The organism is Actinomadura kijaniata (assembly GCF_014138665.1).
Classification (GTDB): domain Bacteria; phylum Actinomycetota; class Actinomycetes; order Streptosporangiales; family Streptosporangiaceae; genus Spirillospora; species Spirillospora kijaniata.
Genome location: NZ_JACJIA010000002.1, coordinates 236,398 through 257,882 on the forward strand (window position 1 = coordinate 236,398; position 21,485 = coordinate 257,882).

Sequence of the window (21,485 nt, forward strand, 5' to 3'; positions counted from 1 at the left end):
ATGAGCGACATCAAGCAGTTCAGGCTGCCCGACGTGGGCGAGGGGCTGACCGAGGCCGACATCGTCAAGTGGCACGTGCAGCCCGGCGACACCGTCGAGGTCAACCAGACCATCGTGGAGATCGAGACCGCCAAGGCGATCGTGGAGCTGCCCTGCCCGTTCGACGGGGTGGTGACCGAGCTGATGGTCACCGAGGGCGACACCGTGGACGTCGGCACGCCGATCATCGCGGTGGACGTGGCCGCCGACTCCTCCGCCGTGGCGACGCCGGTGTCGGAGCCCCCGGCCCAGCCCGCCGCGCTGAAGCAGGACCTGGTGCCGAGCCCCGACGAACCGGGCATGGTCTCCCCGGAGGAGCCCAAGCGCCAGCCGGTGCTGGTCGGCTACGGCGTCAAGCCGGGCGCGACCAAGCGGCGTCCCCGCAAGGGGCGGCAGGCCCCGGTCCCCGAGCAGCCGCCCGCGCCGCCCGCCGAACGGCCCGGCAACGGCATGCCGCTCGCCAAGCCCCCGGTCCGCAAGCTGGCCAAGGACCTGGGCGTGGACCTCGCCGCGCTCACCGGGACGGGCCCGAACGGCTCCATCACCCGCGACGACGTCCGCGCCGCCGCGCAGCCGGCCGCCGAGCGGCCGGCCCCGGCCGCCCCGGCCGGGCGGGAGGAGCGCGTCCCGGTCAAGGGCGTCCGCAAGGCGACGGCGAACGCGATGGTGAACTCGGCGTTCACCGCCCCGCACGTCACCGAGTTCCTCCAGGTGGACGTGACGGAGACGATGGAGGCGGTGCGCCGCCTGCGCGAGATGCCCGACTTCGCGGGCGTGCGGGTGTCCCCCCTCCTGCTCGTCGCCAAGGCCGTGCTGGTCGCCGCCGCCCGGTACCCGATGGTGAACTCCGCGTGGGCCGGCGACGAGATCGTCGTCAAGCACTACGTGAACCTCGGCATCGCCGCCGCCACCGAACGCGGCCTGATCGTCCCGAACGTCAAGGACGCCCACGCCATGTCCCTGCCGGACCTGGCCAAGGCGCTCAACGACCTGACCGAGACCGCCCGCGCCGGGAGGACGACCCCGGCGGACATGTCCCACGGCACCATCACGATCACCAACGTGGGCGTGTTCGGCGTGGACACCGGAACGCCGATCATCACCCCCGGCGAGGCCGCGATCCTGGCGTTCGGCCAGATCAGGGACATGCCCTGGGTCCACCGGGGCGAGCTGGCGATCCGCAGGGTGACCACGCTGGCCCTGTCGTTCGACCACCGGATCATCGACGGCGAGCTGGGCTCGAAGTTCCTCCGCGACGTGGGGGCGATGCTGGAGGACCCCCTCCACATGCTGGCCTGGTCCTGACCCGGACGGGGGGCCGCCGCGCGGCGGCCCCCCGTCCGGCGATCCGAAAGCACACCAAGCCCGCCGGAGTAGCCGGGAATTCGGCGCGGTTGGGTCGATCATGGAACTGGGAGTCGCCCTCACCCCCGCCGCCACCGGCAACGCGGTCGACGACGTGGTCGCCGCGGCGCGCCGGGCCGCGGACGCCGGCCTGCGCTCGGCCTGGATCGGCCAGCGGTTCGACCACGACGCGATCGCCCTGGCCGGGATCGTCGGCCGGGAGGTGCCCGGCCTGCGGGTCGGCACCTCCGCCGTGCCGATCTTCGCGCGCCATCCGCTGCTGGTGTCCGGCCAGGCGCAGACCAGCCAGGCCGCCGCGCACGGCCGGTTCCGGCTCGGCCTGGGGCTGGGCGCCAAGGAGCTGGTCGAGCCCGCGTTCGGCGTGCCCTACGAGCGCCCGATCACGCGGCTGCGGGAGTTCCTCACCGCGCTCCGCTCGCTGCTGGATACCGGCACCGCCGACTTCCGGGGCGAGACGCTGACCGCGGCCCCGCCGATGCCCGCCGCCGTCGCGGGCGCCGAACCGCCGGTCCCGGTGCTGGTCGCCGCGATGGCCCCGCAGGCGCTGGGCGTCGCGGGCGAGCTGGCCGACGGCACGCTGCCGTTCCTGGCCGGGCCGCGCGCGCTCGGCGAGCACATCGTCCCGCGGATCACCGCCGCCGCCGAACGGGCCGGGCGCCCGGCTCCCCGCGTCGTCGCGCTGGTGGCGGGCGTGGTGACCGGCGAGGCCGACCGCCTGCGCACCTGGCGCCTGCTGGGCGACCTCACCCGCTCCTGACCGCTCATGCCGGAGGCGGGTTCTCGCCGTCGTAGAGGCGGTCCCGGTGGTGGTCGGGGAAGCCGTTGCGGGGCTGCTGGTGGTTCTGCTGCATCTTGATCATCATCAGGAGCTGCAGGGCGAACGAGACCCCGCCGACGATGATCAGGATGACGCCGACCACATGGATGTCGATCGGGTCCCGCATCGCGTCCGGGCGGATCGCGAACTTGAGGATCAGCCCCAGGGTGATCGTGAAAATGCTGACGCCGATGCCCATCCGCTGACCTCCGCACGACGTTCCGCAGCCGTGCTGTTTACGTTTCCGTTCCGATCGCCCGCCACACCCCCGGCGGGCACCGTCACCAAGCTGAGACCCGCGGTGATCTCAGGAGACCGGGACGTTGTTCACCTTTCCGAAAGGTCCGGCGTCGAAGACGACCGTTCTCGGGTCACCGGGCGGGGCCGGGAGGTAGACGTAGGCCCGGCTGGGCTCGCCCGGGGCCGTGCGGAACGCCGCGCTGAGCGCGCTCAGGTACGTCGTCTCGGTGCCGACGCGGACGGCGCGGTGGACGTCCTTGCCGTTGACGACGCCGAACGACGTGAACAGGCCGCCCGGATAGTCCCTGTGGGAGTAGGAGGCGTCCGGGGGCGTGGTGCCCGGACCCTCGTTCACCAGGTCGAAGACCGCGACGATGTACGCGCCGTCCCGGTAGAAGGGCTTCACGTCGATGCGCCGCTTCTGCTGGCCGAAGCGGGCGTGGCGGCTGGCCACCTTGGCGCCGTCCTGGGCCCGGAACGCGGCCGGAGCCGCCGTTCCGCCCCGGGGCGCGGGGGACGTTGAGGCCGTGGCCGTGGCCTCCGTTCGCCGGACGGTGTAGGAGATCTCCACACGGCGGTTGCGGGAACGGGCCGCCGCGTCGTCCTTCCCGCCCTCCCCGGCGACCGGGTTCTGCTCGCCCCTGCCGGAGGTCGTGTAGGTGAATCCGCCGCCCAGACGCGTCCTGAGCTCCTTCTCGACGGCCTCGGCGCGCTCGCGGGACAGCTTCAGGTTGCGGTCGCCGTCGCCCTTGCCGTCGGTGTGGCCGTTCAGGGTCAGGGGGCGGGAGGGGTCGGCCTCGGCCTTGATCTCCTTGGCGGCCTGGTCGAGGACCTGCCCGGCGCGTCCGCCCAGCGTGGCCTTGCCGGACGCGAACAGCGCGTCCGCGCGCAGGTTCAGCTTCACGTCCGAGGAGCCGGCCGTCACGTCCCGGGTCTCGCCCTCGGTGATGTCGTACAGGTCGACGGCAGCGGGCGCGGCCGGCGGGGCGTCGGTCCCGGTGACGGGGACGCCGGTGATCTCGCCCGCCGAGCCCGGCGTGAGGACCGTCAGCTTCTCGGGGCGGCCCGCCAGGGCCGGGAAGTCCACGGTCACCTCCTGCGGCGCGTTCGGCGCGAACGGCCGGGCCTCGGGGGCGGCGGCCGGCCGGTACAGCCTCCGGTTCACCGGGTCCAGGAGGGTGACGGGGAACGCCGCCTGCCTGGCCGAGGCGTCGAGGGAGGTCACCACCAGGCGCGCGGTGGTCTTGCCGGCGGCGCGTTCGACGCCCCTCACCTCGACGCGCGCGTGCAGCGGGTCCCCGGAGCCGAACCACCCTTCCCGGGACAGCGATCCCCCGGCCGGCGCGTGGGTCGGGGCTGCTGCGGACGCCCCCGTGACGGGCGGGTCGACCTTCTTCGGGCCCGTGTCGTCGCAGGACGCGGCGAGCAGGACCGCGAGGGGCAGGGCCAGGGCGCGCGGCGCGATCGGCATGGGCGTTCCGTTCCGTGCGGGAGGGGACCGTCCACAGTAGTGATCATCTCCTTGGTGCGCAGCGGCCCCGCCCCCACGGTGGGGGGCGGGGCCGCTGACCGACCTTCCGCGGGAGACGGAGGGGTCTGCTAGAACGCCTCCTCCGGCAGCTCCATCACGTCGAGGTTGGTGGCCTCGGCGACGGCGCGCTCGGCGGCGATCTTCGGCAGGACGTTCTGGGCGAAGAACTGGGCCGCCGCGACCTTGCCGGTGTAGAAGTTCTTGTCGGCCGCGGAGACGTCGCCGCCCAGCCTGGCCAGGGCGACCTCGGCCTGGCGCAGCAGCAGCCAGCCCACGACCACGTCGCCGAGGGCCATCAGCAGGCGGCTGCCGTTCAGGCCGACCTTGTAGATCTCCTTCGGGTTCTCCATGGAGGCCAGGGCCCAGCCGACCATCGGGTCGAGGATCCCCTGGACGTCGTCGAGGGCCTTGAGCAGCAGGGCGCGCTCGGCCTTCAGCCGGCCGTTGCCGGCCTCGGACTCGGCGAACGCCTTGATCTCGCCCGCCAGGACCTTCAGGGCCTCGCCGTTGTCCCGCAGGATCTTGCGGAAGAACAGGTCCTGGCCCTGGATGGCGGTGGTGCCCTCGTACAGGGTGTCGATCTTGGAGTCCCGGATGTACTGCTCGATCGGGTACTCCTGGAGGAAGCCCGAGCCGCCCAGGGTCTGGAGCGACTCGGCGCCCAGCAGGGCGTAGGCGCGCTCGGAGCCGAAGCCCTTGACGATCGGCAGCAGCAGGTCGTTGACCTTCTCGGCGACCTCGTCCCGGCGGCCCTCGTGCTCGGCGAGCTGCACCGCGTCCTGGTAGGAGGCGGTCAGCAGGACCAGCGCCCGCATGCCCTCGGCGTACGCCTTCTGGGTCATCAGCGAGCGGCGCACGTCCGGGTGGTGGGTGATGGTGACGCGCGGCGCGGTCTTGTCCGTCATCTTCGTCATGTCGGCGCCCTGGACGCGCTCCTTGGCGTACTCCAGCGCGTTGAGGTAGCCGGTGGACAGCGTCGCGATGGCCTTGGTGCCGACCATCATGCGGGCGTACTCGATGACGAGGAACATCTGCTTGATGCCCTCGTGCACGTCGCCGACCAGGTAGCCGACGGCGGGGTGCTTCTCGCCGAGGGTGAGCTCGCAGGTCGTGGAGACCTTCAGGCCCATCTTCTTCTCGACGTTGGTGACGTAGGCGCCGTTGCGCTCGCCCAGCTCGCCGGTCTCCAGGTCCACCAGGTACTTGGGCACCAGGAACATCGACAGGCCCTTGGTGCCGGGGCCGGCGCCCTCGGGGCGGGCCAGCACCAGGTGGAAGATGTTCTCGGCCATGTCGTGCTCGGCCGAGGTGATGAAGCGCTTGACGCCCTCGATGTGCCAGGTGCCGTCGGGCTGCTGGACCGCCTTGCTGCGGCCGGCGCCCACGTCGGACCCGGCGTCCGGCTCGGTCAGCACCATGGTGGCGCCCCACTGGCGCTCCAGGGCGATCTCGGCGAAGCGCTTCTGGTCCTCGTTGCCGATGTGCCACAGGATCTGGGCGAAGCCGGGGCCGGAGGAGAACATGTAGATCGCCGGGTTGGCGCCCAGGACCTGCTCGGCGATGGCCCAGGTGAGGCTGCGGGGAGCGCCGGTGCCGCCGAAGTCGGGGGCCAGGTCCACGCGGTACCACTCGGCGTCCATCCACGCCTTGAACGACTTCTTGAACGACTCCGGCATCGTCACGGTGCCGGTGGCCGGGTCGAACTTCGGCGGGTTGCGGTCGGCGTCCTCGAACGAGTCGGCGAGCACCCCTTCGGCGAGGCGGTTCACCTCGTCGAGGATGCTGCGCACCGTCTCCTCGTCCAGGTCCGCGTACGGGCCGCTGCCGAGCAGTTCCTGACGGTTGAACACCTCGAAGAGGTTGAACTCGATGTCGCGGAGGTTGCTCTTGTAGTGCCCCATCGAACACTCCGTTAAGTCCGGCGGCGGCCGGCGGCCCCGCGTAACGTACTGGTCAGTAACTCGCCATCATGCTACCCGCTGGTAACCCCTGGCAACCCACTCCGGCGGGACGACCGCGCCGACACGTGCCACATCAACCTCCGCACGGGGTCAAGAAAGTGACACGTGTCACAGGGCCGCGTCGAGCGCGCCGCGGCGACCACCGGCGCCTTTGGCCGGATCCGGCAATCCCGAACAACGGTGAAACCGGCCGTGGAACGGAGTCGTCTGACCGACGACAAACGAAACAACCACCCCGCACTTCACGGGAGGAACACGCGTTGGTCTTCAAGAAGCTGTTGCAGGCGGCCGGTGTGGGTGGGCCGGAGGTCGGGACCGTGCTCCACAACGCCGACGTCCAGCCGGGCGGGGTGGTCCGGGGCGAGGTCGTCATCGTCGGCGGCAAGGCGGACGCCGAGATCAACAAGGTGACCCTCGCGCTGCGGTCGCGGGTCGAGGCGGAGTCGGGCGACCACGAGCACCGCGAGAACCTGGAGTACGCCCGGTTCCCGCTGGCGGGCGCGTTCCGGCTGGACGACGGGGCGCGCTACAGCCTGCCGTTCGAGTTCCCGATCCCGTGGGAGGCGCCGCTGACCCACCTGTACGGGCGGCCGCTGATCGGCACCACCGTCGGGATCGCCACCGAGCTGGAGGTCGCGCGGGCGGTGGACGCCACCGACCTCGACCCGATCGCCGTCCACCCGCTGCCCGCGCAGGAACGCGTGCTGGCCGCGTTCGGCGCGCTGGGCTTCCGCTTCCACAGCGCCGACCTGGAGAAGGGCCGCATCTGGGGGATCGAGCAGAGGCTGCCGTTCTACCAGGAGATCGAGTTCTACCCGCCCGCGAAGTACTCCTCGGCGATCAGGGAGCTGGAGGTCACCTTCGTCGCCGCCCCGAAGTCGATGTCGGTGGTGCTGGAGCTGGACAAGCGCGGCGCGGGGTACACCGGCGGCCATGACGAGCTCTGCCACTTCACCGTGGACTACGCGTCCGCCGAGAGCACGAACTGGGAGCAGCGGATAGAGGGGCTGCTGACCAAGCTCTGCCGCCGCAAGGGCCGTTTCTGACGGGCGGGCCCGACGCGGTGGGCCGGGCCGGGGACGCGGACGCCCGCGGGCCCGGCCCGGCCGCGTTCAGTGGGCGCCGCCCGCCAGGTTCAGCATGACCACCCCGGTGATGATCAGCACCAGGGCGATGATCTTGAGGGCGGAGACCTGGTCGCCCAGCAGCAGCATGCCGAGCGCGGCGGTGCCGACCGCCCCGATGCCGACCCACACCGCGTAGGCGGTGCCGACCTCCAGCGTGCGCAGCGCGAGGTTCAGCAACCCGAAGCTGGCGACGGCGAAGAGCAGGAAGCCGGCCGACGGCCAGGGCTGCGTGAAGCCCTTGCTCATCTTCAGCGAAAGGGCCATCGCGACTTCGAGCAGTCCGGCGGCGACGACGAGGATCCAGGCCATTTCCCACGACTCCCGGTGACGAGACGACAGATGCGCACGCGTCGTCTTCGCCTGCCGGGTACGGCGCGCTCCTCGTCCGGGAGGCCGCGGGACGGCCTCACCCCCCATAACGCCGATCCCGCCTGGCCTGTTCCGGTCCGCACCGAATCGGGTGACAGGGGAACCTCATTCTTCCGGAAGGCGTCTACTGGGACGAGGGCGGCGCCTCCGCCCGGCACTCATGGAGGGAAACGGGAACGTGGTCTTCAAGAAGCTGCTCCAGGCCGTCGGCGTCGGCGGTCCCGAGGTCGAGACGATCCTGCACAACCCCAACACCCGGCCGGGCGACACCGTCACCGGCGAGGTCACCATCATCGGGGGCTCGCACGACTCCGAGATCCTCGGCGTGAACCTGGCGCTGAAGACCCGTGTCGAGATCGAGTCCGGCGACAACGAGTACAAGCAGGACCTGGAGTACGCCAAGCTGCCGATCGGCGGGCGGTTCAAGCTGGACGACGGGGCGCGCTACAGCATCCCGTTCCAGTTCCCGATCCCGTGGGAGGCGCCGCTGACCCACCTGTACGGGCAGGCGCTGCACGGCACCACCGTCGGCATCGCCACCGAGCTGGAGGTCGCCAAGGCCGTCGACGCCACCGACCTCGACCCGATCGCCGTGCACCCGCTGCCCGCGCAGGAGCGGATCCTGACCGCCTTCCAGAACCTGGGCTTCCGGTTCCGCAACGCCGACTGTGAGAAGGGCCGCATCTGGGGCGTCCACCAGGAGCTGCCGTTCTACCAGGAGATCGAGTTCGCCCCGCCCGCGCAGCTCGCGCGCACCATCAACCAGTTGGAGGTCACGTTCGTGTCCTACCCGCGGTCGATGGAGGTCGTGCTGGAGCTGGACAAGCGCGGCGGGGTGTTCACCGAGGGGCGCGACGCGTTCAGCCGGTTCACCGTGGACTACGCGTCCTTCCAGAACACCAACTGGGAGCAGCAGCTCGACGGCTTCCTCCAGCAGGCCGGGCGCCGCCGGGGCCTGTTCTAGACCGCCCTTGATCAACGGCCGGGGGGCGCGTAGAAAGAGGTTCCGTGACGCAACCCCTCGGCCTCAACGACGCCGAACGACGCCTGTGGGCGGCGTTCCCGACGGGCGGCGAGGTCGTGCTGGGCGACGACCTGCCCGCCGGGCCGCTGCCCGAGCGCATCGTCCGCGCGGAGGTCATCGCGAAGCTGCTGCTGGGGGCCGGGGAGAGCGTGCCCGGCCGCGTCCCGGCCGTCCGGCTGAGGGGCGCCTACGTCACGGGGCGGCTGAGCCTGGTCGGCGGGAACGTCGAGCACGAGCTGAAGCTGTCCCACTGCCGCCTGGTCGAGCAGCCCGACTTCTCCAACTGCCAGACCCGGCAGCTACGGCTGTCGCACTGCCGGATGCCGGGGTTCGACGGCGGCGGGCTGCGCGTGGACGGCTACCTGAGCCTGTCGGGCTCGCGGATCGAGGGGCAGGTGCGGCTGACCCGCGCTCAGATCTCGGGCGGTCTGCGGATGAACGCCGTCACGCTCACCGTGGACGACCCCGACAAGTGGGCGTTCTACAGCGGCAGCATGGTCGTCGAGGTCGGCTGCTTCGTCGAGCACTCCGAGATCGTCGGGGGGATGCGGCTGACCGGTGCGCGGCTGAACGGCGGGCTGTTCATGTACGGCACCACCCTGCGCAACCCGGGCCGCATCGCGCTCCAGGCCCAGAACATGATCGTGGAGGACGCGGCCGAGTTCAGCCGCGGCTTCACCGCGATCGGCACGGTCCGGCTGCGCAGCGCCCGGATCAACGGCATCCTCTCGTTCGACGGGGCGTTCCTGGACTCCTCCGACCCTCGGCGGATGGCCCTGCACGCCAGCCACCTCCAGGCCGACGAGCTGCTGCTCTACCCCCGCGAGAAGATCAGGGGGCGGACGTCGCTGTCGTACTCGCGGATCTCCCTGATCCGCGACAGGCCGGAGATCTGGCCCGACCAGCTCTTCCTGAACGGCCTCGTCTACGAGACGCTGGACGAGGCCCCGTTCAGGGACCGGCTGAGCTGGGTGAGCCGCGATCCGAAGTTCCATCTCCAGCCGTACGAGCAGCTCGCCGCCAACTACCACGCCACCGGGCACGACGACCTGGCGCGGAAGGTGCAGCTCGCCAAGCTGCGGGCGCGGCGCCGGCGGCTGCACCCGGTCGGGCGGACATGGAGCCTGCTGCTGGACTGGACGGTCGGCTACGGGTACCGGCCGTGGCTGGCCTTCGCGTGGTTCGGGGCGCTGGTGGCGTTCGGGACGACGGTGTTCTCCCTCCGGGAGCCGCGGGCGATCAAGCGGGACGAGCATCCGGTGTTCCACGCGTTCGCGTACACGCTGGACCTGCTGATCCCGATCGACACCTTCGGGCAGCAGCAGGCGTTCGACCCGGTGGGGTGGTCGCGGTGGGTGGCGTACGCGCTGATCGCGACGGGTTGGATCCTGGCGACCGCGTTGATCGCCGGGGTGACGCGGGTACTGCGTCCGAACTGACGTTCCCGAGCGAGCGTCGATCCTGGTAACGGGACCAGAATGGAGCGCCATGGGCACGTATCTGATCACGGGGGCGACCGGCGGCATCGGCGCGGCGGTCGCGAGGCTGCTGCGCGGCCGGGGACACGACCTGATCCTGGCCGGGCGGGACGCCGGGCGCCTGGAGGAGATGAGCCGGTCGCTGACCGGCGCGCACGCGCAGACGCAGTCGTTCTCGATCTCGCCGGACGGCGCGCCGGGGCCGGTGGCGACCGCGGCGCAGGCGACGATCCGGACGCTGACGCTGGACCTGGCGCAGCCGCGCCGCCTGGAGACGGCGCTGGCGGAGGCCGACCTGCCGGACCGGCTCGACGGCGTCGTCCACAGCGCGGGCGTCGTCACCCTCGGACCGGTCGCCGAGCTCGACACCGACGACTGGAACGACCACCTGAACGTGAACCTGGTGTCGGCCGCCGAGCTGACCCGGCTGCTGCTCCCGGCGCTGCGGACCGCGCGGGGGCACGTGGTGTTCGTGAACTCCACGGCCGGGCTGCGCGCGAACCCGGACTGGTCGGCGTACGCGGCCAGCAAGTTCGGCCTGCGGGCGCTGGCGGACGCGCTGCGGGCCGAGGAGCCGGAGATCCGCGTCACCACGGTCTATCCGGGGCGGACCGCGACCGAGATGCAGCGCAAGGTGCGTTCGCAGGAGGGGCGGCCGTACGAGCCCGGCGACTTCGTCGATCCGGCGACGGTGGCGAAGGTGCTGGTGGGGGCGTTGGAGACGCCGCGCGACGCGGTGGTCGCCGACGTCACCGTGCGCCCGCACTGAGCGGGCCGGGGAGGCCCCGCCCGCTCAGGGCGGGCGGTCAGCCCGAACGGCGCAGCCGGTCGCGCAGCGCCGGGAAGTCGTCGCGCCGCAGCACCGCGACCGCGACGGCCATCGCCAGGGCGACGGCCGGGATCACCGGGGACTCCTCGATCACGGCGAGGTCGGTGATGATCGCGCCGACCATCAGCGCGGCCAGGCACGCCGCCGCGAGCGCGGCCAGCGGCGGCAGCACCACCCCGACGGCCCCGGCGACCTCCAGCACCCCGACCAGGTAGCGCAGCCACTGGCCCGCGCCGATCTCGGCGAACATGTCGACGTTCGCCTGGGAGCCGAGCAGCTTGCCCAGGCCCGCGGCCAGGAACTCCAGGGCCAGCAGGACCTGGAGGACCCAGGCGACGACGGTGGCGGCACGGCCCCGGCGCCGCGTGGGGGACGGATGGGACATGGCTCGCTCCTCGGGGCGACGGCGTTCACCCCAGGAGACCACCCGAAGCGCCGGAAGTCACCGGTGTGACACGGACCGGCCGGTGGGACCGGCCGGTCAGCGGGCGCGGCGGCGCAGCACCCAGGAGGCCAGCAGACCGCCGAGCAGCCCGAACAGGTGGCCCTGCCAGGAGATCGACGGGTCGCTGGGCAGCAGCCCGAACAGCATCGTGGTGCCGTAGAGGACGACGACCGCGACGGCGATGAGGATGTCGAGCAGGTGGCGTTCGAAAACGCCGCGTCCCACCAGGTAGCCGAAGAACCCGAAGACGAGGATGGACGCGCCGAGGGTGTTGACCGGGCCGGTGAACCAGACGCCCAGGCCGCCGACCACGATGACGAACAGGCTCGCCGCCAGGAACTTGCCGACGCCGCGCGCCGCCGCCAGGAAGCCCAGGATCAGGAACGGCACCGTGTTGCTCATCAGGTGCCCGAACCCGACGTGCAGGAACGGCGCGGTGAGGATGTCGGGCAGGTCGTCCACGTCGTGGGGCTGGATGCCGAACCGGTCGAGGGAGCCCCCCGTGGCGGCGTCGACGAACTCCAGCACCCACATCACGGCCGTCACCGCCGTCACCAGCAGCGCGCCGGTCAGGGCGCGCGCGCCGTGGGTGAGCAGGCCGTCGGAGTGCCGCTGTCGTTCGGGGACCGGGGAGTAGCTCATGGGCGCCGCCGTTCCTCGCGTCGGGTGACCTCGCCCTCGGGGGGCCGTCATGAGGGAAACGCTTCCACGAGCGTATTCGGTTCCCGTTCCGGGCCATAGCGAACGGGATTCGGTTTCCGCCATATTGGGCGGATGCGCGCAGTGGTGTGTGAGGAACTCGGGTCCGTCGTCGTCCGCGAGTCCGCCGAGCCGTCCGCCGGTCCGGGCCAGGTCGTGATCGCCGTCGAGGCGGCGGGGGTGAACTACGTGGACGGCCTGTTCGTCCGGGGGAGGTACCAGATCAAGCCGCCGCTGCCGTTCGTGCCGGGGAGCGAGGTGGCGGGGACGGTCGTGGCGGCCGGACCGGACGTGGCCGCGCCCGCGGTCGGGGCCCGCGTGCTGGCGACGTGCGGCCTGGGCGGCTTCGCGACGCGCGTGGCGGTGCCCGCGGCGGCGGCCGTCCCGCTCCCCTCCGCGCTGGACGCGGCGCGGGCGGCGACGTTCACGCAGAGCCACTGCACGGCGCTGTTCGCGCTGCGGGAGCGGGCGGGGCTGGCGTCCGGGGAGACGGTCCTGGTGCTGGGCGCGGGCGGCGGCGTGGGCCTGGCGGCGGTCCAGGTCGCGAAGTCCCTGGGCGCCCGCGTCCTCGCGGCGGCCTCCACGCCGGACAAGCGCGAGGCCGCCCGCGCGGCCGGCGCGGACGCGACGATCGACACGGCCGGGGACGTGAAGACCGCCGCCCGGGAGCTCTCGGACGGCGGCGTGGACGTGGTGTACGACCCGGTGGGCGGGGCGTCGGCCGAGCCGGCCCTGCGCGCCCTGCGCGAGGGGGGCCGGTACGCGGTGATCGGCTTCGCGTCGGGGGAGATCCCGGCGCTGCCCCTCAACCAGGTGCTGCTGCGCAACCGCGCGGTCGTGGGCGTGGACTGGGGCGCGTGGTCGCTGCGGAACCCCGCCGGCCAGCGGGCCCTTCTTGAGGAACTCCTCACACTGGTGGCGTCCGGGGAGCTGACCCCGGTCGCGCCGCGCACGGAACCGCTGGACGGCGCGGCCGGGGTCCTGGACGACCTGCTGAACCGCCGGATCGTGGGAAAGGTCGCCCTCGTCCCCTAGGCGGCGGTACGCTCCTCGACGTCCCCGCGCACGACGATGGCCGGCAGCCGTCGCCGGGCGGGGGCGTCGGACGTACGGCGCAGGTAGCGCCGCTCCTCCGGAGTGGTGCCGCCCCAGACCCCGTCGGGTTCCCCGACCCGCAGCGCCCAGGACAGGCAGTCGGCGATGACCGGGCAGTTGCGGCAGATCGCCTTGGCGGCCTGGATCTGCGCCTGGAGGACCGGCGCCCCGTACCCGATCGGGAAGAAGATCTCGGGATCCGCGCCGCGGCAGATGGCGCGGTCGCTCCAGTGCTCTTCGTTCGCAGGCTTCGACATCGTGGGCTCCTTGCGGCGCCGTCGCCGCGAGGTCGGGGTGGGTTCCTTTTCCCACCCAACGTAGTACTACAACACGTAGTACTACAAGTCATGGTGAGCAATGCCCCGAAGCGTCCGGATAGCCTGTCTGACGTGCGGCGTGATCACAGCTTGACCTTCCGCGAGGCGACCCGGGACGACATCCCCGCGATCGTCCGGCTCCTGGCCGACGATCCCCTCGGCGCGACCCGCGAGACCCCCGGCGAGGTCATCCCGGAGGCGTACTTCGTCGCGTTCGCGGCCATCGAGAGCGATCCCCGCAACACGGTCGTCGTCGCCGAGCTCGACGGCGAGATCGCCGGCACCTTCCAGCTCACCTACATCCCCGGCCTGACCTACACCGGCGGCGAGCGCGCCCAGATCGAGGGCGTCCGCGTCGCCGCCGAGCACCGCGGCCGGGGCATCGGCCAGCTGATGATCGAGTGGGCCATCGAGCAGGCCCGCGCGCGGGGCTGCCGCGTCGTCCAGCTCACCACCGACCGCCAGCGCCCGGAGTCGATCCGCTTCTACCAGAAGATCGGCTTCCGCCCCAGCCACATGGGGATGAAGTACCACCTCAAGACCGACGACTGACCCGCGCCGGGCCCCGGACGAGGGCCCTCAGGAGAGGCAGCGCAGGACCGCCGCCGTCAGGCACCTGTTCTCGGTGGCCGTGAACCCGAACGGCATGCGGCGGCGCGTGTAGGCGTACACCACGCCCGTGGCGGGATCCGCGAACGCCTCCGAACCCCCCATCCCGCAGTGGCCGAAGGCCCGGTCGCCCAGGAACGGGTACTGGGACCGCTTGTGCTCGAAGCCCAGCGCGAACCGGCCCTCGACGCCCGTCACCAGGTCGGCGCCCGGCGTGTGGAGGCGGGTGAACTCGGCGAGGGTGGCGGAGGTCAGCAGGGGCGGTTCGCCGTCCAGCCCGAAGACCGCCGCCGAGTACAGGGACGCCAGGCCCCGGGCGCTGGCGACCGCGCCGCCGGAGGACGGGCCGTTGGCGCGGGTCTCGCGGGAGTTCGCGTAGGCCACGTAGTCCATGGGCGGGGTCGCGTTCAGGTTGTAGGAGACGCCGGGAACGCCGTCCGCGTCCGGCCGGTTCGCGGCCAGGGCCGCCTCCTGGGCGGGGGTGGACAGCCACGGCAGGGTGGCGACGACGCGCTTGCCCTCGCGTTCGGGGAGCCCCAGGTACACGTCCAGCGCCCGGGGCGCGCGGACGCGGCGCTCGTAGACCCGCTGGAGCGTCTCACCCGTCGCCGCGCGGACCACCTCGTTGAGGATCGCGCCGAAGGTGAAGGAGTGGTAGCCGTAGGCCGTTCCCGGCTCCCAGTAGGGACGCTGGGCCGCCACGCGCCCGGCGGCCAGGGTGTCGTCGGCCAGTTCGGCGGGGGTCAGGCCGCCGTCCACGCCGGGCACCCCCGCCTGGTGGGAGAGGACCTGGCGGATCGTGACGTCCCGTTTCCCCTCGGCGGCGAACGCGGGCCAATGGTCGGCCACCCGGCGGTCCAGGTCGAGCACGCCCTCCTGCACCAGGAGCGCCACCGTCAGCGCGGTCGCCCCCTTCGTCGACGAGTAGACGCCCATCAGCGAGTCCCCCGTCACCGTGTCCCCCACCACGGGACCGTCCGTCCACAGGTCCACCACCCGGCGTCCCTCCAGGTGGACCGCGAGCTGCGCGCCGGGGTCGGCGGGCTCGTCGGCCAGGCAGGCCGCGAACGCGTGCCTCATCCCCTCGAAGCCCGGTGCCACCTCGCCGCGAATCCGGATGCCGTTCACTGTGCCGCCCTTCGTCGGAGAACCTCTGCACTCCCCTGACGGTCCGCACGGGAAGGATGTGACGGCCCTCTCGCCGTCGGCTGGGGCCGTCAGCGCGGGACCCGCACGCGCCCCGGCAGGCGGACGGCGCGCGGGCCCGGAACGGTGGCGCGTCCGGTGCGGACCGCGGCGACGATCCGTTCGGCGATCCGCTCGGTCCGGTCCGGGGTCGCGGCGTCCACGGCGCCGGGGCGGACCAGCGTGACGCCGACGCCGGAGCCGGACAGCCCGGCGCGCAGCGGCGCGGCCACGGCCGCCGGGGCGACGGCGACGACGTGGCCGGAGCCGCGTTCGGCCATCTGCGCGCCGAACAGCCGGGCCCCGAGGACGCCCGCGCCGTCGACGACGAGGTCGGGCGTCCCGTGGTCGGCCCGCACGGCGGCGGCGAACCCCTCCATCCGCCCGGCGTCGGCCACGTCCACCGGGTAGGCGTGGGCGCGCGGGCCGAGCAGCGTGGCGAGCTCGGCGGTGCGGGCGGCGGCGTCCAGGTCCGGGTCGGCGGCGATGACGCGGGCGCCGCGCTCGGCGAACGCCAGGGCCGCCGCGCGGCCGAGGCCCGCGCCCGCGCCCGTCACGACTGCGAGCCTCCCGTCGAACTCGCCCGCCGCCCTGGGGCGCGGCCCGCCCGCGACGTGCTCGGCGATCAGGCGGGCGATCGGCTCCGGGTGCGTGACCGGGGCCCAGTGCCCGGCGGGGACGCGGCGCGTCCACAGGTGGGGGGCGAACGCCCCCGCCGACCCGGCCATGGGCGGGGTGACGAACCGGTCGCGGTCCGGCACCACCAGTTGCACGGGGACGTCGGTGCGGCGGTCGCGCGGCCGCAGCAGCCGGTCGGGCATGTTGGCGCGGTAGAGGGCGACCCCGGCGGCGGCGTCCGCGCGGAGCGTCGGGCCGAAGTGGCCGCCGCCCGGCAGCCCCTCGGCGCGGGCGAGCAGCCGGGCCGCCGCGCCGGTGCGCCAGCTCAGCTCGGGCAGCAGCGGGGTCTGGAAGAACCCGGCGTACCAGGAGCGCAGACCCTGCCGCAGGAGCGCGCCGGGGTGCCGCGCGCCGCGCCGCGTCCAGTGGGCGACGTGGTCCAGGCACGGCCCGGAGATCGAGGTGAACGTGGCGAAGCGGCCGGGCGTCGTGCACACCGCCTCCCACGACTGGATCGCGCCCCAGTCGTGGCCGACCAGGTGGACGGGCGCGGACGGGCTGACGGCGTCCGCCACGGCCCGCAGGTCGGCCGCCAGGCGCTCCAGCCGGTAGGCGGCGGTGCCGGCGGGCCGGGTGGAGGCCCCGGCCCCGCGCACGTCGTAGACGACCACGCGGTGGCGGTCGGCGAGCAGGTCGGCGACGCCGTCCCAGACGACGTGGGTGTCGGGGTAGCCGTGGACCAGCAGCACGGTGGGATGGCCGGGCTCGCCCTTCTCGTGGACCGCGAGGTCCACCCCGTCGCCCCGGACGACCATCCCCACCGGCCACGCTCTATTGGACATGTCGTCATTAAGGGCACGGCGGGTCCGGCGGTCAACCCTCGGCGAACGGAGAGTGACGAAGGTTACAGGCGGATGTCCGTTCGATCCGCCCTTTTTCGGGTGATCCCATTCCCCCTGCCCAACGGGTTCTTCGACGTGGAATGCTGACCGGAACGGGGGCCCGCCGCCGTCCGAGACCAAGGAGCGCACCGTGGCCGACAGGCATCTGGAGATCGAGCAGAAGTACGACGCGGCCGCCGGGTTCGCGGTCCCCGATCTGAGCGGTCTGCCGGGGGTCGCCGCCGTGGACGAGCCCCGGACCCACCAGTTGCACGCCAGCTACTTCGACACCCCCGACCTGCGGCTGGCCGCGCACGGGATCACGTTGCGGCGGCGGCGCGGCGGCGAGGACGACGGCTGGCACCTGAAGATGCCCGTCGGGCCCGACAGCAAGAGCGAGCTGCGCGCCCCGCTGGGGCGGTCCCGGACGGTCCCGGCGCGGCTGGCGTCGCTGGTCGCCGCCTACACGCGCGGCGCCCCGCTGGAGCTGGTGGCCACCCTGGAGACCGAACGGCGGGTGCTGCGGCTGCTGGACGGGGAGGGCCGCCTGCTGGCCGAGGTCGCCGACGACGCGGTGACCGGCACGAACCTGCTGGACGGCGCGGGCACCGCCGTCGCGTTCGGGGAGGGGACGGCCGAGACGACCGGCGGCGCCGGCGCCGAGCCCGACCGCTGGCGGGAGATCGAGGTCGAGCTCGGCGCCGGGCCGCCCGAGCTGCTGAAGGCCGCCGGGAAGAAGCTGCGCAAGGCCGGGGCGAAGCGCGCCGAGAGCTCCTCCAAGCTGGGCCGGCTGCTGAACGACGCCATCGCGCGCCCCACGCCGAAGGAGGTCCGCGCGAGCGCGCGGGCCGGGCTGGAGGGCGAGCCCACGGCGGGCGAGGCCGTGGTCGCCTACCTGGCCGCGCAGGTGGACGCGGTGCTGGAGTACGACCCGAAGGTGCGGCTGTCCGAGTTCGACGCCGTGCACAAGATGCGGGTCGCGACGCGGCGGGCGCGCAGCGCGCTCCAGACCGCCAAGTCGCTGTTCGACGCCGACCGCGTCGGCCCGCTGAAGGCCGAGCTGAAGTGGCTGGCCGACCAGTTGGGCGAGGTCCGCGACCTTGAGGTGCTGCGGATGCGGTTCACCGAGCGCCTGGAGGACGACACCGTCCCCGCCTGGCTGGAGGACATCGCGAAACGGGAACGCGCCGCGTACCGCCGGCTGCACGCCGCCCTCAAGGAGCCCCGCTACTTCGCCCTGCTGGACGCGCTGGACGCGCTGGTCGCCGACCCGCCGTTCGCCGGGAAGGCCGCCGGGCGCCAGGCGGTCAAGGAGTTCCCGAAGCTGGTCGAGAAGGCGTGGCGGCGGATGGAGGGGGCGCACGCGGCCGTCGCGACGGCCGAGGACCCGGAGACCGCCTGGCACGAGGTCCGCAAGGCCGCCAAGCGCGTCCGCTACGTCGCCGAGCTCGCCCGGCCGGTGCTCGGCGACCACGCCAGGGACTACGCCAAACGCGCCAAGCGCGTCCAGACCGTGCTCGGCGAGCACCAGGACGCCGTCATCGCGATGGAGCACCTGGCGGCCGCCCGGCCGCGCACGCTGGACGAGGCGTTCACGCTCGGCGTCCTGTACGGGGTCGAGCAGTGCCAGGCGCGGCACGCGCGCGGTCAGTTCGAGGCGGTCTGGGCCTCGATCGCGGACTGAATCGCGGCCCGGATCCGGTCGACGTCGCCGCGTTCGGCGGGCGGCAGCGGCGCGCCGACCGAGGCGCGGGCCGCCTCGGCGGCGGCCAGCAGGCGGGCGGCCTCCGCCGGGTCGCCCGCCAGCACCGCCACCCCGGCCAGCCCCTCCTGCGCGAACGCCGCCGCGCGCGCGTCCCCGGTGCGGCGCGCGATCTCCAGGCTCTCGGTGAACCGGGCGCGGGCGGTGGCGGCGTCGCCGCGCTGTTCGGCGACGAAGCCGAGTTCGGCCAGCGAGTGCGCGGTGCCGGGGGCGTAGCCGACCTCGCGGTTCCAGTCGAGGACGAGGGTCAGGTGGCGTTCGGCGTCGTCGAGGCGGCCCTCGCGGCGCGCGCCGAGGGCGAGGCCGACCTCGGCGAACATCTCGCCGGACCGGTTGCCCTGGGCGCGCGCCAGGTCGCGGGCGCGCTCGTGCAGGCGGCGCGCCCCGGCCAGGTCGCCGGCCAGCAGGGCGAGGCGGCCCAGCCCGGAGGCCAGGTCGCAGACCTGCGTCCACATCCCCAGCTCCTCGGCCATGCGCAGGCCGTCGCGGCGCTGGCGGGCGGCCGCGGCGTAGTCGCCGTTGATCTCGGCGAGGCGGCCGAGGAGGTTGGCGACGCGGAGCCGTCCCCAGTGGTCGCCGAGGTCGGCGAACAGCGCCGCGCCCTCCCGGCCGTGGCGGTCGAGCGCGGCGAGGTCGCCGCGCACCAGCGCGTAGTGGGCGAGGGTGCCGAGGGCGGCGGCGGTCCCCCAGCGGTCGCCGGTGTCGCGGAACGCCGCCAGGGCCCGCCGGGTCAGGTCCTCGCCCACCTCGTTGTCGCCGCCGCCGAGCAGGATCTCGCCGAACAGCCACTCCGCGCGGGCCCTGCCGGCGGGGTCGGCGACGTGGTCGAACGGCTCCAGCCCCGCCTTCAGGAAGGCCGTCCGGTCGGCGTCGTGGGGTCCGCGCAGCGCGATCGCCGTCTCCCAGGCGTGCGCGCGGGCGCGCGGCACGGGGTCGGCGCCGTCCGCGGCCAGGGCGAGCCGGAACAGCCGGCCCGCCTCGCCCAGGCGCCCGCGCAGGAACCAGTACCACCCCAGCGCGTTCACCAGCCGCAGCGCCACGTCCGCGCGGCCCCGGCGGGCCGCGTCCTCGACGGCGGCGCGCAGGTTGGCGTGTTCGAGGTCCAGGACGGCCAGCCAGTGGCGCTGGTCGGGGCCGTGCAGGCGGGCGCTCTCGGCGAGGCGGGCGTAGTACTCGTTGCGGGCGTCGCGGGTCCGGTCGGCCTCGCCCGCCTCGGCCAGGCGGTCCAGGCCGTACAGGCTCACCGACTCCAGCAGCCGGTAGCGGGGGCCGACCGTCTCCTCGGTCATCACGACCATCGAGCGGTCGACCAGGTGGGCCAGCAGGTCCAGGACGTCGCCGGGCCGCACCTCGCCGCCCGCGCAGATCTCCTCGGCCGCCGCCAGCCCGCAGCCGTCGGCGTGCACGGCCAGGCGGCGCAGCACGGCGCGCTCGGCCCCGGTGAGCGGCTCCCAGCTCCAGTCGATCATCGCGCGGAGGGTGCGCTGCCGGGTCGGGGCGCCCCGGTGCCCGGTGGCCAGCACGCGGAACCGGTCGTCCAGGCGGGCGGCCAGCTCGTGGACGCCGAGGACGCGCACGCGCGTGGCGGCCAGCTCCAGCGCCAGCGGGATGCCGTCCAGGCGGCGGCAGATCGACGCGACGGCCCCGGCGTTGTCGCCGGTCAGCGCGAACCCCGGCGCGACGGCGGCGGCCCGCTCGGCGAACAGCCGGACGGCGCTGTAGCGGCGCAGCGTGTCCGGCCCGCTGTCGGCGCGCGAGCGGGGCGCGTCCAGCGGCGGCACCGCGTGCACCGTCTCCCCGGGCACGCCGAGCGGCTCCTGGCTGGTGGCGAGGACGCGCAGGCCGGGGACGGCGCGGAGGAGACGTTCGACCAGCTCGGCGACGGCCTCGACCACGTGCTCGCAGTTGTCGAGCAGGAGCAGCAGGCGGCGGTCGCGCAGGGCGGCGGCCAGCCGGTCGGCGGGTGAGGTCCCCGAACGCCCGTCGTCGCGGATGTCCAGGGCGGCCTGCACGGCGTCGGCGACCGTCGCGACGGCGGCGCCCCGTTGCACGGCGGCGAGCTCGACCATCCACACGCCGTCGGGGTGCGCGCCGGGGTGCGCGGCCCGGCGGGCGGCCTCCACGGCCAGGCGGGTCTTGCCGACGCCGCCCGGACCGGTCAGGGTGACCAGGCGGTGGGCGCCCAGGAGCCCGCGCAGCTCGGTCAGCGCCTCGTCGCGGCCGACCAGCCCGGTGATCGCCTCGGGCAGGTTGGTGCGGGACGCCGCCGGCGCGGCGGCCAGCGCCGGGTCGTGGCGCAGGATCGAGCGGTGCAGCTCGGCGATCTCGGGGCCGGGGTCCACGCCGAGCTCCTCGCGCAGCCGGGTGCCCAGGTCGGTGAAGACGGCCAGGGCCTCGCTCTGGCGGCCGGAGCGGTACAGGGCGCGCATCCGCGCGGCGCGGAGGCGTTCCCGGAGGGGGTGGGCGGCGATCGCGTCGGCCAGTTCCCCGGCCAGCTCGGCGTGCTCGCCCAGCTCCAGGCGGGTCTCGGCGAGCTCCTCCAGCGCGGTGAGGCGCTGCTCCTCCAGCCGCCGGGCGGCGGGGCGGGCGAACCCCTCGTCGGCGAGGTCGGCCAGCGCCGGGCCCCGCCACAGTTCCAGCGCCTCCCGGAGCAGCGCCGCCCGGTCGGCCGCCGCCGCCCGCCGGGCCTCGGCGACCAGCGCCTCGAAGCGGGCGGCGTCCACGTCGGCGGCGTCCAGGCGGTAGCCGGCGGGCCCGGAGGCGATCAGGTCGCGGCCGCCGGGCTCGGCGTCCAGGACGCGGCGGAGCTGGGAGACCTTCACCTGGAGCGCGGCCAGGGGGTCGCGGGGCGGCGCCGGGCCCCACAGGTCGTCCACCAGCCGGTCGGCGGACACCGGCCGCCCGGCGTGGACGAGCAGGTCGGCCAGCAGCGCCCGGATCTTCCCGCCGGGGACCGGCACCGGCTCCCCGGCGTCCGTCCGCACCTCCAGCGGCCCCAGCACCCCGAATCTCATACCGCCGACCATAACGGGCGGCTCCGCGCCGTAAGCGCTGGTGAAAGTCGCGCGTAAGGGGCGCGTAGGCGGCCCCCGGC

At 73.9% G+C, this 21,485-nt stretch carries 19 protein-coding genes and 1 riboswitch; of the genes, 9 read left to right on the forward strand and 10 right to left on the reverse strand.

Features of this window, described 5'->3' with window-relative positions; genetic code table 11:
- Complete coding sequence (locus tag HNR61_RS08240) at nucleotides 1-1,344, forward strand: dihydrolipoamide acetyltransferase family protein (protein WP_182842526.1); 1,344 nt, start codon at nucleotides 1-3, stop codon at nucleotides 1,342-1,344.
- 100 nt (nucleotides 1,345-1,444) lie between these two features.
- On the forward strand, nucleotides 1,445-2,161 hold the full coding sequence (locus HNR61_RS08245) for a TIGR03564 family F420-dependent LLM class oxidoreductase (RefSeq protein ID WP_182842527.1): 717 nt from the start codon (nucleotides 1,445-1,447) through the stop codon (nucleotides 2,159-2,161).
- 4 nt (nucleotides 2,162-2,165) lie between these two features.
- On the opposite strand, the gene HNR61_RS08250 is transcribed toward HNR61_RS08245, so the two are convergent.
- The 3 genes from HNR61_RS08250 to HNR61_RS08260 all read right to left on the reverse strand — a co-directional run bounded on the left by HNR61_RS08250 (nucleotide 2,166) and on the right by HNR61_RS08260 (nucleotide 5,893).
- Nucleotides 2,166-2,420: a DUF6458 family protein gene (locus tag HNR61_RS08250; RefSeq protein WP_182842528.1), complete on the reverse strand. Its 255-nt coding sequence runs from the start codon at nucleotides 2,418-2,420 to the stop codon at nucleotides 2,166-2,168.
- 108 nt (nucleotides 2,421-2,528) lie between these two features.
- Nucleotides 2,529-3,932 carry an OmpA family protein gene (locus HNR61_RS08255; RefSeq protein WP_182842529.1) on the reverse strand — a complete coding sequence of 468 codons (1,404 nt, stop codon included), beginning with the start codon at nucleotides 3,930-3,932 and terminating at the stop codon, nucleotides 2,529-2,531.
- Between the two features lie 128 nt (nucleotides 3,933-4,060).
- Nucleotides 4,061-5,893, reverse strand: coding sequence for an acyl-CoA dehydrogenase (locus HNR61_RS08260; protein WP_182842530.1), 1,833 nt, complete (start codon nucleotides 5,891-5,893; stop codon nucleotides 4,061-4,063).
- Nucleotides 5,894-6,213: 320 nt separating this feature from the next.
- Here HNR61_RS08260 and HNR61_RS08265 point away from each other — a divergent pair, with 320 nt between their 5' ends.
- On the forward strand, nucleotides 6,214-6,999 hold the full coding sequence (locus HNR61_RS08265; RefSeq protein ID WP_182842531.1) for a sporulation protein: 786 nt from the start codon (nucleotides 6,214-6,216) through the stop codon (nucleotides 6,997-6,999).
- Nucleotides 7,000-7,065: 66 nt separating this feature from the next.
- Here the strand turns inward: HNR61_RS08265 and HNR61_RS08270 are convergent, their stop codons facing one another.
- Nucleotides 7,066-7,389 carry a DMT family transporter gene (locus tag HNR61_RS08270; protein WP_182842532.1) on the reverse strand — a complete coding sequence of 108 codons (324 nt, stop codon included), beginning with the start codon at nucleotides 7,387-7,389 and terminating at the stop codon, nucleotides 7,066-7,068.
- Between the two features lie 35 nt (nucleotides 7,390-7,424).
- Nucleotides 7,425-7,491, reverse strand: a riboswitch (guanidine-III (ykkC-III) riboswitch).
- Between the two features lie 136 nt (nucleotides 7,492-7,627).
- Between HNR61_RS08270 and HNR61_RS08275 the strand changes: the two genes are divergently transcribed.
- From HNR61_RS08275 to HNR61_RS08285, 3 genes are read left to right on the forward strand one after another with little or no spacing between them, the layout of a single operon-like run.
- Nucleotides 7,628-8,413 carry a sporulation protein gene (locus HNR61_RS08275; RefSeq protein ID WP_182842533.1) on the forward strand — a complete coding sequence of 262 codons (786 nt, stop codon included), beginning with the start codon at nucleotides 7,628-7,630 and terminating at the stop codon, nucleotides 8,411-8,413.
- Nucleotides 8,414-8,457: 44 nt separating this feature from the next.
- Entirely contained in the window at nucleotides 8,458-9,912 is a 1,455-nt protein-coding gene (locus HNR61_RS08280; protein WP_182842534.1) for a hypothetical protein, read from the forward strand.
- Between the two features lie 49 nt (nucleotides 9,913-9,961).
- Entirely contained in the window at nucleotides 9,962-10,720 is a 759-nt protein-coding gene (locus HNR61_RS08285) for an SDR family oxidoreductase (protein WP_182842535.1), read from the forward strand.
- A gap of 37 nt (nucleotides 10,721-10,757) precedes the next feature.
- On the opposite strand, the gene HNR61_RS08290 is transcribed toward HNR61_RS08285, so the two are convergent.
- Together HNR61_RS08290 and HNR61_RS08295 are read right to left on the reverse strand one after the other, a co-directional pair.
- Nucleotides 10,758-11,165: a DoxX family protein gene (locus tag HNR61_RS08290; RefSeq protein ID WP_182842536.1), complete on the reverse strand. Its 408-nt coding sequence runs from the start codon at nucleotides 11,163-11,165 to the stop codon at nucleotides 10,758-10,760.
- Between the two features lie 96 nt (nucleotides 11,166-11,261).
- Complete coding sequence (locus tag HNR61_RS08295; protein ID WP_182842537.1) at nucleotides 11,262-11,867, reverse strand: rhomboid family intramembrane serine protease; 606 nt, start codon at nucleotides 11,865-11,867, stop codon at nucleotides 11,262-11,264.
- Nucleotides 11,868-11,999: 132 nt separating this feature from the next.
- On the opposite strand from HNR61_RS08295, the gene HNR61_RS08300 reads away from it, so the two are divergent.
- A complete protein-coding gene (locus HNR61_RS08300) occupies nucleotides 12,000-12,959 on the forward strand; it encodes an NADPH:quinone oxidoreductase family protein (RefSeq protein ID WP_182842538.1) in 960 nt (319 codons plus the stop codon).
- On the opposite strand, the gene HNR61_RS08305 is transcribed toward HNR61_RS08300, so the two are convergent.
- Nucleotides 12,956-13,276: a WhiB family transcriptional regulator gene (locus tag HNR61_RS08305; RefSeq protein WP_182842539.1), complete on the reverse strand. Its 321-nt coding sequence runs from the start codon at nucleotides 13,274-13,276 to the stop codon at nucleotides 12,956-12,958. The genes HNR61_RS08300 and HNR61_RS08305 overlap by 4 nt on opposite strands.
- A 150-nt stretch (nucleotides 13,277-13,426) precedes the next feature.
- Here HNR61_RS08305 and HNR61_RS08310 point away from each other — a divergent pair, with 150 nt between their 5' ends.
- On the forward strand, nucleotides 13,427-13,888 hold the full coding sequence (locus HNR61_RS08310) for a GNAT family N-acetyltransferase (RefSeq protein ID WP_182843176.1): 462 nt from the start codon (nucleotides 13,427-13,429) through the stop codon (nucleotides 13,886-13,888).
- 27 nt (nucleotides 13,889-13,915) lie between these two features.
- Here HNR61_RS08310 and HNR61_RS08315 read toward each other — a convergent pair whose 3' ends face one another.
- Nucleotides 13,916-15,025: a serine hydrolase domain-containing protein gene (locus HNR61_RS08315; protein ID WP_182842540.1), complete on the reverse strand. Its 1,110-nt coding sequence runs from the start codon at nucleotides 15,023-15,025 to the stop codon at nucleotides 13,916-13,918.
- A 137-nt stretch (nucleotides 15,026-15,162) separates the two neighbouring features.
- Entirely contained in the window at nucleotides 15,163-16,590 is a 1,428-nt protein-coding gene (locus HNR61_RS08320) for an alpha/beta fold hydrolase (RefSeq protein ID WP_182842541.1), read from the reverse strand.
- Nucleotides 16,591-16,780: 190 nt separating this feature from the next.
- Here HNR61_RS08320 and HNR61_RS08325 point away from each other — a divergent pair, with 190 nt between their 5' ends.
- Nucleotides 16,781-18,313, forward strand: a complete 1,533-nt coding sequence (locus HNR61_RS08325) for a CYTH and CHAD domain-containing protein (RefSeq protein WP_182842542.1) — start codon at nucleotides 16,781-16,783, stop codon at nucleotides 18,311-18,313.
- On the opposite strand, the gene HNR61_RS49085 is transcribed toward HNR61_RS08325, so the two are convergent.
- On the reverse strand, nucleotides 18,277-21,405 hold the full coding sequence (locus tag HNR61_RS49085) for an AfsR/SARP family transcriptional regulator (protein ID WP_182842543.1): 3,129 nt from the start codon (nucleotides 21,403-21,405) through the stop codon (nucleotides 18,277-18,279). The two genes, HNR61_RS08325 and HNR61_RS49085, sit on opposite strands and share 37 nt — an antisense overlap.
- Nucleotides 21,406-21,485 lie beyond the last annotated feature (80 nt).

What these genes read in the sequence shown, in the direction of transcription:
- HNR61_RS08260 (WP_182842530.1), bottom strand. Translation starts at nt 5,893, where the DNA reads ATGGGGCACTACAAGAGCAACCTCCGCGACATCGAGTTCAACCTCTTC.
- HNR61_RS08305 (WP_182842539.1), bottom strand. Translation starts at nt 13,276, where the DNA reads ATGTCGAAGCCTGCGAACGAAGAGCACTGGAGCGACCGCGCCATCTGC.
- HNR61_RS08255 (WP_182842529.1), bottom strand. Translation starts at nt 3,932, where the DNA reads ATGCCGATCGCGCCGCGCGCCCTGGCCCTGCCCCTCGCGGTCCTGCTC.
- HNR61_RS08240 (WP_182842526.1), top strand. Translation starts at nt 1, where the DNA reads ATGAGCGACATCAAGCAGTTCAGGCTGCCCGACGTGGGCGAGGGGCTG.
- HNR61_RS08285 (WP_182842535.1), top strand. Translation starts at nt 9,962, where the DNA reads ATGGGCACGTATCTGATCACGGGGGCGACCGGCGGCATCGGCGCGGCG.
- HNR61_RS08245 (WP_182842527.1), top strand. Translation starts at nt 1,445, where the DNA reads ATGGAACTGGGAGTCGCCCTCACCCCCGCCGCCACCGGCAACGCGGTC.
- HNR61_RS08270 (WP_182842532.1), bottom strand. Translation starts at nt 7,389, where the DNA reads ATGGCCTGGATCCTCGTCGTCGCCGCCGGACTGCTCGAAGTCGCGATG.
- HNR61_RS08320 (WP_182842541.1), bottom strand. Translation starts at nt 16,590, where the DNA reads ATGTCCAATAGAGCGTGGCCGGTGGGGATGGTCGTCCGGGGCGACGGG.
- HNR61_RS08290 (WP_182842536.1), bottom strand. Translation starts at nt 11,165, where the DNA reads ATGTCCCATCCGTCCCCCACGCGGCGCCGGGGCCGTGCCGCCACCGTC.
- HNR61_RS49085 (WP_182842543.1), bottom strand. Translation starts at nt 21,405, where the DNA reads ATGAGATTCGGGGTGCTGGGGCCGCTGGAGGTGCGGACGGACGCCGGG.
- HNR61_RS08315 (WP_182842540.1), bottom strand. Translation starts at nt 15,025, where the DNA reads ATGAGGCACGCGTTCGCGGCCTGCCTGGCCGACGAGCCCGCCGACCCC.
- HNR61_RS08250 (WP_182842528.1), bottom strand. Translation starts at nt 2,420, where the DNA reads ATGGGCATCGGCGTCAGCATTTTCACGATCACCCTGGGGCTGATCCTC.
- HNR61_RS08300 (WP_182842538.1), top strand. Translation starts at nt 12,000, where the DNA reads ATGCGCGCAGTGGTGTGTGAGGAACTCGGGTCCGTCGTCGTCCGCGAG.
- HNR61_RS08295 (WP_182842537.1), bottom strand. Translation starts at nt 11,867, where the DNA reads ATGAGCTACTCCCCGGTCCCCGAACGACAGCGGCACTCCGACGGCCTG.